This is a genomic window from Streptomyces roseoverticillatus (assembly GCF_000719265.1).
GTDB classification, from domain to species: domain Bacteria; phylum Actinomycetota; class Actinomycetes; order Streptomycetales; family Streptomycetaceae; genus Streptomyces; species Streptomyces roseoverticillatus.
In genome coordinates this window covers 354,228-366,079 of the sequence record NZ_JOFL01000011.1, presented here as the reverse complement: position 1 = coordinate 366,079, position 11,852 = coordinate 354,228, and the positions used below count along the sequence as shown (strand labels likewise).

General features: G+C 74.4%; 9 protein-coding genes and 1 tRNA gene. 4 read left to right on the top strand and 6 right to left on the bottom strand.

Going from position 1 to position 11,852, the window contains the following annotated elements:
• Positions 1 to 3: 3 nt before the first annotated feature.
• From IF61_RS0115870 to IF61_RS0115860, 3 genes are all read left to right on the top strand, one after another.
• Entirely contained in the window at positions 4 to 1,332 is a 1,329-nt protein-coding gene (locus IF61_RS0115870) for a sensor histidine kinase (RefSeq protein WP_030367042.1), read from the top strand.
• Entirely contained in the window at positions 1,329 to 1,979 is a 651-nt protein-coding gene (locus IF61_RS0115865) for a response regulator transcription factor (protein WP_052392724.1), read from the top strand. Before IF61_RS0115870 ends, IF61_RS0115865 begins: the two co-directional genes overlap by 4 nt.
• 35 nt (positions 1,980 to 2,014) lie before the next feature.
• Positions 2,015 to 2,090: transfer RNA gene (locus IF61_RS0115860), tRNA-Gly, on the top strand.
• Positions 2,091 to 2,105: 15 nt separating this feature from the next.
• Here the strand turns inward: IF61_RS0115860 and IF61_RS0115855 are convergent.
• The 6 genes from IF61_RS0115855 to purD all read right to left on the bottom strand — a co-directional run bounded on the left by IF61_RS0115855 (position 2,106) and on the right by purD (position 10,748).
• The gene (locus tag IF61_RS0115855) at positions 2,106 to 3,383 is read right to left on the bottom strand and encodes a sensor histidine kinase (protein ID WP_245684515.1); all 1,278 of its coding nucleotides are present in this window, start codon (positions 3,381 to 3,383) and stop codon (positions 2,106 to 2,108) included.
• 101 nt (positions 3,384 to 3,484) lie between these two features.
• A complete protein-coding gene (locus tag IF61_RS0115850) occupies positions 3,485 to 4,183 on the bottom strand; it encodes a response regulator transcription factor (protein ID WP_030367039.1) in 699 nt (232 codons plus the stop codon).
• A 409-nt stretch (positions 4,184 to 4,592) separates the two neighbouring features.
• The gene (locus tag IF61_RS0115845) at positions 4,593 to 5,492 is read right to left on the bottom strand and encodes a phosphoribosylaminoimidazolesuccinocarboxamide synthase (protein ID WP_030367038.1); all 900 of its coding nucleotides are present in this window, start codon (positions 5,490 to 5,492) and stop codon (positions 4,593 to 4,595) included.
• Between the two features lie 79 nt (positions 5,493 to 5,571).
• Positions 5,572 to 7,098 (bottom strand): N,N-dimethylformamidase beta subunit family domain-containing protein, encoded by a 1,527-nt coding sequence (locus tag IF61_RS0115840; RefSeq protein WP_030367037.1) that lies wholly within the window; start codon positions 7,096 to 7,098, stop codon positions 5,572 to 5,574.
• 213 nt (positions 7,099 to 7,311) lie between these two features.
• Positions 7,312 to 8,967 (bottom strand): hypothetical protein, encoded by a 1,656-nt coding sequence (locus tag IF61_RS0115835; protein WP_397945275.1) that lies wholly within the window; start codon positions 8,965 to 8,967, stop codon positions 7,312 to 7,314.
• A gap of 530 nt (positions 8,968 to 9,497) precedes the next feature.
• Positions 9,498 to 10,748, bottom strand: coding sequence for a phosphoribosylamine--glycine ligase (gene purD / locus IF61_RS0115830; RefSeq protein WP_030367035.1), 1,251 nt, complete (start codon positions 10,746 to 10,748; stop codon positions 9,498 to 9,500).
• A 308-nt stretch (positions 10,749 to 11,056) separates the two neighbouring features.
• On the opposite strand from purD, the gene IF61_RS0115825 reads away from it, so the two are divergent.
• The gene (locus tag IF61_RS0115825; protein WP_030367034.1) at positions 11,057 to 11,788 is read left to right on the top strand and encodes an SLATT domain-containing protein; all 732 of its coding nucleotides are present in this window, start codon (positions 11,057 to 11,059) and stop codon (positions 11,786 to 11,788) included.
• Positions 11,789 to 11,852: the final 64 nt, after the last annotated feature.

Here is an 11,852-nt window from a genome sequence, read left to right as displayed (position 1 = left end):
CCCATGGGCCTGTGGACACGGGTGCAGCAGTGGCGGGGCCGCAGCAGGGTCGCCAAGGTCGACAGCTATATGCGGTGGACGCTCTATGCGCTGCCCGTCCTCCTCCCGGCCTTCGGCACTCTCAGCGTGATCGGCGACTCCGGCCTCACCCGGCCGTGGGTGCTGCTGCTGGGCGGGCTGTTCACCCTCCAGGGCGTCCTGGGTATCACCGTCTTCCGCCGCTCCCTCGACCACTATCTGTGGAAGAAGCCCGCCCCTTGGTGGTTGCTGGCCGGGCAAGGGGTGCTGCTCGTCGTGGCGATCGTCTGCATGGGCATCACGTTCCTCCGCTACGGCCAGGAGTACGCCTCCACGATCGGCCTGTTCCTGTGGAACGGCAGCCTGTCGGTCTTCGGCCCGTACACCCTGCTGGCCCGCAAGATCCGCCGGTTCGTGATCGCGTGCGCCGCGATATCGCTGGCGCTCGGGGGCGGCATCGTGGCGATCGGCGGCGCCTGGGGGCCTGCGGCCCTCGTGGCCGGGCTGGTGTTCTTGATGGCGATGTGGTGTGTGTCCGTCGTGCGGATGTCGGGCTGGATGCTGCACGTCATGTGGGAGCTGGAGACGGCGCGGGAGGCCCAGGCGCGGCTGGCGGTCGCGGAGGAGCGGCTGCGGTTCGGCCGCGATCTGCACGACGTCCTCGGGCGGAACCTCGCGGTGATCGCGCTCAAGAGCGAGCTGGCCGTCCAGCTGGCCCGCCGGGGCTCGCCCGCCGCGGTGGACCAGATGACCGAGGTCCAGCGCATGGCCCAGGACTCCCAGCGCGAGGTCCGGGAGGTCGTGCGCGGCTACCGCGAGGCGGATCTGCACACCGAGCTGGTGGGAGCGCGGGGCGTGCTGTCCGCCGCGGACATCGAGTGCCGCATCGACGACACGGTGGGCAAGGCCCTGCCGCCGGCGGTGCAGTCGGTCCTGGCGTGGGTCGTCCGGGAGGGCACCACCAATGTGCTGCGGCACGCGGACGCCGGGCGGTGCGCCGTGCGGCTGCGGGTCGTGGCGGGGACGACGGCCGTTCTCGTCATGGAGAACAACGGGGTGCGGGAGCCGGACCGGGATCCGGGGTCCGGGAGCGGCTCCGGACTGGCAGGCCTGCGGGAGCGGCTCACGGTGCTGGGTGGCACGCTGACCTACGAGCACCGGGCGAACATGACGTTCCGGCTGACGGCGGAGGTGCCGTTGGAGGGGGTGCTGCCGGCGGATGCGGACGGTGTGTACGGCGCGGATGCCGCAGCTTTGCCGGGTAAGGCGGTTCAGGGGGCGGGTCTGGTTCCGGTGAACGGGGGGACGGCATGAGCACTGGTGCGCGTACGGACGTGGGCGGCGTCAACGTCACGCCGATCCGGGTCATGCTCGCGGATGACGAGCATTTGATCCGGGGCGCGCTGGCCGCGCTGCTGGGCCTGGAGGATGATCTTCAGGTGGTCGCCGAGGCGGCGTCGGGCCCGGAGGCGCTCGCGATGGCCCGGACGCACCGGCCGGACGTCGCGGTGCTGGATCTTCAAATGCCAGGGGCCGACGGTGTGATGGTGGCCACATCCCTGCGGGTCGAACTGCCGGCGTGCCGGACCATGATCGTGACGGGGCACGGCCGTCCCGGTCACTTGAAGCGGGCGCTGGAAGCGGGGGTGCGGGGGTTCGTACCGAAGACCGTCTCGGCGCAGAGGCTCGCCGAGATCATCCGGACCGTGCACCGCGGAAGCCGCTATGTGGACCCGGAGTTGGCGGCCGACGCGATCAGTGCGGGCGACTCCCCGCTGAGCGCGCGCGAAGCCGAGCTGCTCGAACTGGCGGAGGACGGGGCGCCCGTCGCGGAGATCGCGGAGCGGGCCTCGCTGACGCCCGGGACGGTCCGCAATTACCTCTCCTCGGCCGCCACGAAGCTGGGCGCGGACAACCGGCACGCCGCCGCGCGCATTGCACGCTCTCAAGGTTGGCTATAGTTGTCCTCGCACCGCACGGGAAACCCGCGGGGCATGCGGACGTAGCTCAGTTGGTAGAGCACCACCTTGCCAAGGTGGATGTCGCGAGTTCGAGTCTCGTCGTCCGCTCCAGTACGAAGGCCCCGGTCATGCGGTCAGCTCGGCGCCGTGGGCGCGGGCGATCTGGCGGGCCATGGCGAGGCCCAGGCCGGAGCCGGGCAGGGCCCTGGCCTGGCGGGAGCGGTAGAAGCGGTCGAAGACGTAGGGCAGGTCCTCGGCGGAGATGCCGGGGCCGTGGTCGCGGACGGTCAGGTCGAGCGCCCCGCCGTCCGTACGGGCCAGGCGCGCCTCGACGACGCCGCCGGGCGGGCTGAACTTGGCCGCGTTGTCGAGCAGGTTGGACAGCAGCCGGGCGAGGCGGGCCGGGACGCCCGGGACGGTGACGCCCTCCGGGCCGGCCAGGTCCGCCGTGAAGACCGTGCCGGGCCAGTGGCCGCGCGCGTCGGCGACGCAGCGCTCCGTCAGCCGGTCGAGGCGTACGTCCTCCAGGAACTGCTGCGGCTCCTCGTCGCGGGCCAGCTCGATGAGGTCGTTGACCAGACCGGTGACCTCGCGGAGCTGGCGGCCGAGTGCGCCGGCGGCCCGCTCGCGCTGGGCCGGGGTGAGACGTTCGGCGCGGGCGAGGAGCTCGGCGTTGGTGCGCAGCGCGGTCAGCGGGGTGCGCAGCTCGTGCGAGGCGTCGGCGACGAGGCGGCGCTGGGCGGCGACGGCCTCCTCCAGTTCGCCGAGCATGGTGTTGAAGCTGGTGGCGAGGCTGGTGATCTCGTCGTCGCGGCGGGCCTCGTAGGGGGCGAGCTCGATGCGGTGGGCGGGGTCGCGGGTGGCGGCGATGTGTTCGGCGGTGGCCGTGAGCCGGGTCACGGGGCGCAGGGACGTACGGGACGCGAAGTAGCCGAGGCCGGCGGCGAGGAGCACGCCCGCGCCGCCGACCGCGCCGAGCAGCAGGCCCGCCTGGCGCACGCCCTTGTCGACGGTGTCGGAGCGGACGGCGACCTGCAGGGCGCGGTGGCCCTTGACCGGGGTGGTCAGCATCCGCATGGCGTGGCCGCCGACGGTGATGTCGCTGTAGTGCTCGCCGAGCGTGCCGGCCGCGACGCGCCGGGTGGCGCCGGTCACGGGCAGCACGAGGCCGTCCTGGTGCGGGGCGGCCGGATCGGCCCGGACGGTCTGCGCGCAGGCCGGGGCCGCGAGCCAGGTGCACTCGCCGTACAGGGGGCCTGTCGGTTCGCCGCGGCTCTGCTGGGAGATGAGGGTGGCCTGCTGCTTGAGCTGGAGGTCGAGCTGGCGGCCCAGTTCGTAGCGGATGACGACGTAGGCGGCGGCCAGGACGCCGAGGGCGACGACGGCGACGGCCACGGACGTCACGAGGGCGAGCCGAGCCCGGAGCGGCCTCCGGCCGAGGATCCTCCTGCGCAGGGCCGTCGCTCTTCCGGCGCGGCTGCCACGGCCGGCCGCGTCCCTTGCGCTCACTGCTCCGCCAGGCGGTAGCCGATGCCGTGCACGGTGTGGACCAGGCGGGGGGCGCCGCCGGCCTCCAGCTTGCGCCGCAGGTAACCGATGTAGACGGCGAGGGAGTTGGAGTCCGGTCCGAAGTCGGTGCCCCACACGCGCTCCTGGATGACCTCGCGGGGCAGCACCTGGCCCGGGTGGCGCATCAGGACGTCCAGCAGGGCGAATTCGGTGCGCGTGAACTCGAGGGGGGCGCCGCCGCGGTCGCCGGTGCGGGTGGCCGGGTCGACGGTGAGGTCCGCGAAGGACAGGGTGCCGGCGTCCTGCCCGGCGGCCGGTTCCGTGGGGGCGGCGCGGCGCAGGAGGGCCCTGAGGCGGGCCAGGAGCTCGTCCAGGGCGAACGGTTTGACCAGGTAGTCGTCGGCTCCGGCGTCCAGGCCCGCGACGCGGTCGGCGACGGCGTCGCGGGCGGTGAGGACGAGCACGGGCGTGCGGTCGCCCAGGGCGCGCAGCCTCCGGCAGACCGCGAGGCCGTCGAGGACGGGCATGGCCAGGTCGAGAACGAGGGCGCCGGGCGGCGCGGCCGCGACGGAGGAGAGGGCCGCCAGGCCGTCGGCCGCCTCCCGGACGACGTAGCCCTCGACGCTCAGGGCGTCGGCGACGGCCGCCCGGACGTCGGGGTCGTCGTCGACGACGAGGACGGACGTCTCGGCCATGTCGCCTCCGGCGGGGTTCTGCGGCGTTCGGGGCCCCGGCGGTTCGGGGTGCCCCCAGCGGTTCGGGGTGCCCCCAGCTTGGCAGGGCTCTCTTAGAGAGCTCTTACGTTCGGCACGGTGGCGCCGCGGGCGTTCGGCAGGGGCGTGCCGGCCCGCCACCGCGGGTGTGCCGGCGGCGGCCCTTCGTTCCGCCGCCGCGGCGATCAGCAGTCGCTGCCACGGGCGGTCGGCCGACGGCCGGTCGAGGCTCGGCACCGCCGAATGCGTTCGTTGACGGCCGGGCACCGTTGCGGCGGGGGATGTTGCCGGGCCCCGCATGATTCTTCCGCCGCAACGGTGGGCAACCCCCACCGGGCGTGACCGGCGGTGCCGGACCCCGCTCAGCCGCCGGACTCGGCCCCCGGCCGCGTCAGGCCCAGCTCAAACCCGTCAGGCGTTCGTACGCCTCGATGTACTTCGCGCGGGTGCGGTCCACGATCTCCTGCGGGAGCACCGGCGGCGGCTGGTGGCCGTGGCGGTCCCAGCCCGAGGCCGGGGAGGTCAGCCAGTCGCGGACGAACTGCTTGTCGAAGGACGGCTGCGCCCGCCCCGGCTGCCACTCGTCCGCCGGCCAGAAGCGGGAGGAGTCGGGGGTGAGCACCTCGTCCGCGAGGACGAGCTCGCCGCCCGCGAAGCCGAACTCGAACTTGGTGTCGGCCAGGATGATGCCCCGGTCGCGGGCGATGTCGCGGGCCCGCCCGTAGACGGCGAGCGTCGTCTGCCGCAGCAGGGCCGCCGTCTCGGCGCCGACCTGCCGGGCCACCTCCTCGTAGCTGACGTTCTCGTCGTGCTCGCCGACCTCGGCCTTCGTGGCGGGCGTGAAGATCGGGGACGGCAGCTCGGAGCCGTCGGTGAGCCCCTCGGGGAGGGCGAGCCCGCACACCGTGCGCGTCTGCCGGTACTCGGCGAGCCCGGAGCCGGTCAGATAGCCGCGGGCCACGCACTCCACCGGCACCATGTCGAGCGCGCGGCACACGAGCGTGCGGCCCTCCCAGTCGGCGGGGGCGCCGGCGGGCAGGTCCGTGGAGATGACGTGGTTCGGGACGAGGTCGGTGAGCCGGTCGAACCACCACAGGGACAGCTGGGTGAGGACCCGGCCCTTGTCGGGGATGTCCGTGGGCAGCACCCAGTCGTAGGCGGACATGCGGTCGGAGGCGACCATGACCAGATTGCCGTCCGCGTCGCGGTAGAGGTCGCGGACCTTGCCGGTGTGCAGATGCACGAGACCGGGCACCTCGATCGGCTCGGGCTTCTCTACGAATCCGGACACGCGTCCTCCTGGTGGTTTGTCCAAGCACCACGATTCTGCCGTACGGGCCGGAGCCCGGCGGAGGAGGGTCGGGCGAGGGTCAGCAGCGCTTGCAGATCCGGTCCAGGAGGTTGGCCGTGGCCCGCTGGATCCGGGTGTCGGTGTGGCCCGGCCGGTCCAGGGCCGGTGACCAGGCGAAGGTGCCCGCGGCGAAGACCAGGGCGCCGCTCGGGGCGCGGTAGAGGGATGTCTCCTGGTGCCGTTTGCTGCCCTCGCTGTCCAGGTAGGGCGAGTGGGCCAGCAGGATGCGGCGGGTGTGCTCGGGCAGGGCCGTCCGGGGGTAGTAGCGGTCGGCCTCGCCGGCGACGAGGCCGGGGAGCTCGTCGCCCTCGCCGGCGCCGGTGGCGTCCCACAGCCAGTGGTCGGCGTTGCGGACGACCATGGGGGCGGGCTCGGGGACGCGCCCCGCGTACTGGATGCCCAGGAGCTGCTGCTCGGCCGGCGTGATGTCGCGCCAGAGCGCGGAGCGGCCGGGGCCGCGGTGCTTCCGGCAGGTCATGAGGTGGTCGGGGCCGGCCGGCGAGGGGGCGAGCTCGACCTGCCAGTACATGGTGTTGGCGGAGAGGAAGACCAGCGACGTGCCGGAGTCGCGGGCGAGCTCGGCGGCCCGGCGCATGGCCGGCGACCAGTACTCGTCGTGGCCGGGGAAGACCAGGCCGCGGTAGCGCGAGGGGTCGACGCGGCCCGCGTGGAGGTCGCGGGTGTCGGCGTAGGCGAGGTCGTAGCCGTAGCGCTCGGCCCAGCGGATGAAGTCGTACGCGTGGCCCACGTGCAGCGGCAGGCCCGCGCCCGCGAAGGGGCGGTCGAAGGAGACGGTGGTGGCCGCGCCCTCCTCGCCGAGCAGCCGGCCGTGCTCGTCCCAGGCGTGGTAGAGGCTCGCGCCCGTGCGGCCGTCCTCGGGGTAGAGGTTGTAGGCCTGCCAGGTGATGTCGGGCAGGACGAGCAGCAGGTCGGCCGGGTGGGTGTCGCGGACGAGGAAGGGGATGTGGCTGCGGTAGCCGTCGGCGGTGGTGAGGACGGCCACGTAGGCGCCGAGGCTCCAGTAGCTGGGGATCTGCAGGCGCCAGGAGAGCCACCAGTGGTGGCAGGAGACCGTGCGGTCGACGGTGAGCGGCGTGGGCTGGACGATGCCGGACAGCCGCGGACTCGTGGTGATCTTGGAGGCGCCGTCGCCCGCGTAGTGACCGATGCGGTAGACGTCCACGCCGAACTGCTGCGGCGGATCCACGGTGATGCGGAAATCTATGGCCTCGCCGGGGGCGACGGCGCTGTTGGACGCGAAGCCCTTGATCTGGAGGTGGACGTCGTCTGCGGTGCGCGGGCCGCCGCTGCGGGGGGCGGGGACGCGGCCGGCGCCGCGCCCCCCGCCGGATCTGCCCCGGCCCGCTCCCGCTTCCCCGCCGCCCCGGTCCGGGACGGGGTTCACGTACCACGGGATGATCTGGCCCGCGTCGTCGAAATAGTGCTCGCTGCCGCGCAGCCAGGGCAGCGGGCCCTGGCCGAAGGGGTCGGACACGGCGTGCGCGAGTGCCCCCGACTCCCAGCGGCGGATCTGGTCCATCCCCATGCGTGCTCCCTCCCCTACGTCCCCCGGCGCCTGCCGTTTTCCCTTGCTTTCCCTTGCCGGAATTTCCGGTGCCCGGGCGTGGCTCACTGCAGTCACTGGCGCACAGCAGCCCCCAGCACATCACATACTGCGCCCGCCTCGTCACCGCTCGTCGTGAAATTCCCCGGTAAGTGACTGGGTGAAGGATCACCGAGTGTCACGGGGCTCACCGGGCTACACCAGGCGGACGGGCTTCTCGGGGCGGACCCCTACCTCGCCGAGCCAGGCGCGCAGCGGCGCGTCGTCGCCGTCCTCGATCAGGCTGAGGACCGTGCGGCCCAGGTCGGGGCGGCGGGCGCCGCCGACCAGCAGGGCCGGGCCGTCGAGCCAGTCCAGGCCCGGGGCGGCGCCGGCGGTGTCCACGGCGGCGCAGCAGACCATGGCCGTCACGTGGTCGGCGAGCAGCTCACGGCCGCTGCGGGGCGGCTGGAGCGGGAAGAGGGGCGCGAGGCCGTCCACCCAGGGCTCGGCGGTGGCCGCCGCGCCGAAGGCCCTCTGCTGCGCCGTGAGCGCCTCCTGGGCGGCCTCCCGCGCCACCTCGGCGCCGAGCCGGGCGCCGAGCTCCTCCGCGACTCCGTCCGCGGCGGGGCCCGCCAGCCGCTCCAGGACGCGGGCCACGGTCGGGGCGGCGGCCATGCCCGCCGGGGCCGCGGGGACGGGGGTGAGGGCCGGCAGGGCGTCCACGACGTCGAGGACGCGGTGCAGGCGGGCGGCCTCCAGCCGCCACTTCCGGTCCACGACCTCCTCCGGATACTGGCTCCAGGCCACCGGCAGCCAGCCCGGGCCGGTGTCGGGCGGGCCGCCGTGGAAGAGGCGGGCCGCCAGCAGGGACGCGGCCTCGTCGATCGCGCCGGGCTCCTCCAGCAGATCGCAGGCCGGGCGCTCGCCCAGCCGGGAGGCGAAGCCCTCCGCGAGGCGGTCGCGGCGGGAGAGCTCGGTGAGCGCGGAGACGACGCCCGCGTCGAGGCGGGAGGGCCAGCGGCCCATGCGCCAGGCGGGCAGCGCGACCCTGTTGAGCAGCCGGTCCCAGCCGGCGTAGGCCAGGCCGACCTGCTCCTGGGCGACGATCCGCAGGCCGTAGTCGACGCTCTGGGCTCGCTCGGAGGCGGCCGCCGCGACCCCCCGCTCCATCTCGGCCGCGTGCCCCCGGCAGGAGTGCAGCAGCAACCGGGCCACACCGCCGACGAACGCCAGGGCGGGCCGGCCCGCCGCGACCGCGACGGCGGCGTCCAGCCCGCGGACGAAGCGGCGGGCGGCGGCTATGTCGGGATGGGCCGAGGGGCCCGTGCCCGCGACGACCGGCGCCAGCAGGGCGCGCAGCTCGGCGACGCGCATCCACCACAGGAACGGCGATCCGATCACCAGCACCGGCGCGGCCGTGGAGCGGCGGCGCGGGCGCAGGGCGCGCGGGGAGCCGTTCGCGGCGCCGTGCGGCGAGCCGTGGGCCGGGTGGGTGCGGTCCTCCAGCCAGCTGTCGCAGTCGGGAGTGAGGGCCATCGCCGACGGGGCCGGGACCTCCAGCCGCTCCGCGAGGTCGCGGACGAGGCGGTAGAGGTCGGGCGCCTTCTCCTCGGGGATGGCGACCGTGGGGCTCAGGGCCGGTCTGGCCCGGACGACCACGGCGGCGACCGTGGCCGCGAGGGCCAGGGCGAGGACCGCGGCGCCGGTGAACGCCCAGCGGGCGGCGGACCATGCGCCGCCGTCAGGGATGCGCCCCATGGCGATGCCCGCCGCCAGCACGGCGGCGGCTGCCGCGGGCAGCAGGGCGACGGCCAGCGCGGCGCTGCGGATGCGCAGCACCGCGAGGGCTTGGGCGCGTGCGACGAGCACGCCTGCTTCCGGACCTGCCACGAGACCGATCACCCCCTGTTGCCAGTTTGTGCTCCGTCGGAACGCGGACCGAGGAGTGCGACAGCGGACGCAACGCCGGGGGGCGTTGCCTTTCCCCCCACTGTGGCACCGGCCTCTGACATCGCAATGCCGGTGGGCCAGTTGCCTGAGTCCGGCGCCGCGGCACCGGCCTCTGCCCGGCACCGCGCTTGCGCCGCACCCTAGTTGGGGGTGGGGCGCGCGTCAGCTAGTTAGCCAACCGGTCACCCGATGGAATGGCTTTGGTCAAAGCCGGGGCCCTGGCCGGGCGGGCTCGACGTATAGGGGCGTGCCTACTTGCCGGTACGGGGTGCGCCCCTTGCCGCAGGCAAGAAATCCGCCGCGGCGGCGGTCAGCCCCCGTCGGCCTGAACGGCGGTGCCGTACCTGCCTGAGGGCCGTCGGGCACCGCCGGTCACCTCCGGTGGGGTTGCGCGCCGCTGCGGCGGATTCGAGAGGCCTGGTCGGCCTCTCGCATCGCGAGAGCGCCCCCTACGACTCCTCCGCCGCCCGCGCGGCGATGTCCGTGCGGTGGTGGGAGCCGGCGAGGCGGATGCGGGATACCGCCTCGTAGGCACGCGTGCGGGCGTCCTGCAGGGACGAGCCCGTGGCCGTCACGGACAGGACGCGGCCGCCGGCGCTGACCACGCGCCCCTCCGCGTCCCGGGCCGTACCCGCGTGGAGGACGTACGCGTCGCCGGTCGCCCCGGCCTCCTCCAGGCCCTCGATGACGTCGCCCGTGCGCGGCGTCCCCGGGTAGTTGTGCGAGGCGACGACGACCGTGACGGCGGCGCCGTCGCTCCACCGCAGCGGCGGCAGGGACGCGAGCGTCCCCGTGGCCGCGGCGTGCAGCAGCCCGGCCAGGGGCGTCTTCAGGCGGGCGAGGACGACCTGCGTCTCGGGGTCGCCGAAGCGGGCGTTGAACTCGATCACGCGGACGCCGCGCGAGGTGATCGCGAGACCGGCGTAGAGCAGGCCGGAGAAGGGCTTGCCGCGGCGCCGCAGCTCGTCCACGGTGGGCTGCAGGACCGACTGGAGGACCTCGTCGACCAGCTTGGGGTCGGCCCAGGGCAGCGGGGAGTACGCGCCCATGCCGCCCGTGTTCGGGCCCTCGTCGCCGTCGAGGGCGCGCTTGAAGTCCTGGGCGGGCTGGAGGGGGACGACGGTCTCGCCGTCGGTGACGGCGAAGAGGGAGACCTCGGGGCCGTCCAGGAACTCCTCGATCACGACGCGGCCGCAGGCCAGCGCGTGCTCGCGGGCGAGGCCGAGGTCACTGGTGACGACGACGCCCTTGCCGGCGGCCAGGCCGTCGTCCTTGACGACGTACGGCGCGCCGAAGGCGTCGAGCGCGGCGTCGATCTCCGCGGGCGTGGTGCACACGTAGGCGCGGGCCGTGGGAACGCCGGCCGCCGCCATGACGTCCTTGGCGAACGCCTTGGAGCCCTCCAGCTCCGCGGCCTGCGCCGAGGGGCCGAAGACGGCGAAACCCCGCTCGCGCAGGACGTCGGAGACGCCTGCGACCAGCGGGGCTTCGGGGCCGACGACCACCAGGTCAGCGCCCAGGGACGCGGCGAGGTCGGCGACCGCCGCGCCGTCGAGGGCGTCCACCTGGTGCACCTCGGCGACCTCGGCGATCCCGGCATTGCCGGGGGCGCAGTGCAGCGCGGTGACGTCGGGATCGAGGGAGAGTGAGCGGCACAGGGCGTGTTCGCGGGCGCCGCCGCCGATGACGAGGACCTTCACACCGGTCACCCTATTGCCTCGTCGACTGATCGCTTTCCAGGGCCCGTGCGACGATCCGTACGACAAGAGACGAACACGGCACAGAAACGTCACTGCATCGGCCCCGTACGGCCGGGCGACGAGCCGGCGACAACGGCGCGGCCGTACTCCCGCCCCCGCGACCCACTCTTTCGGGTGATGTCGATCCGCGGCTTATACCGGATTCCTCAGCGCTTACGGGCGGAAAAGCAGCGATCTTGTCCCCAAGACCGACCGTTCGGCGGTAGGAAGGTGGCTCGCGATCCGCATGCGGCAGAGGGAGTGCACGGGTGAGCCAGCCGGAGATGCAGCCCGAGGGGCTCCCCCGCGAGCAGAGTGGGAGGCACCGCGGCGACCTGCGCGGCCGCACCTTCCCGCTCGGCGACTGGGGGGAACCCGCGGAGCGTCTCGATGAGCTGTACCGCTGGGTGGAGAACGGCGCGCTGTATCTGGTCGACTGGTATCTGGCGGACCGCGCCTGGAAACGCCGGTGGGCGCGCGCGCTGCGCATCGGCGCCGCGGCCTGCGCGGTGGTGGGCTCGGCCCTGCCGCTGCTGCAGCTGACGAACGTCGTCCGCACCGGCTGCGCCTGGGGGTTCCTGGTGCTGCTCGGGTCGGTCGCCTGCGTCGCCTGCGACCGCTACTTCGGCCTGACGTCCGGCTGGATGCGGGCCGTCGCCACGGCGCAGGCCGTGCAGCGGCGGCTGGAGGCGCTGCAGTTCGACTGGGCGTCGGAGTGCGTCCGCGAGGTGCTCGGCCCGACGGAGGGCACGGCCAGCGAGGCGGCCGAGCGCTGCCTGAGCGTCCTGCGCCGCTTCTCCGAGGACGTCTCCGAGCTCGTCCGGGCGGAGACGGCCGACTGGATGGTGGAGTTCCGCGCGGGGCCGACGCCGCTGCTCACGCAGTCGCTGGTGTCGTGGGGCCCCCGGGGGGAGGGCGGCGGCCCGCTGCCGCGCTTCCCGCTGCCCCCCGGCACCCGGCCGAACATGCCGCGGCAGCGCCCCCCGGAGTCCCCGCGCTGACCCGTCCCCCGTCCGCCCGGACGTCCCGTCCGGGTCCTCGTCCCCGGACGAACGGCGCGGGCGC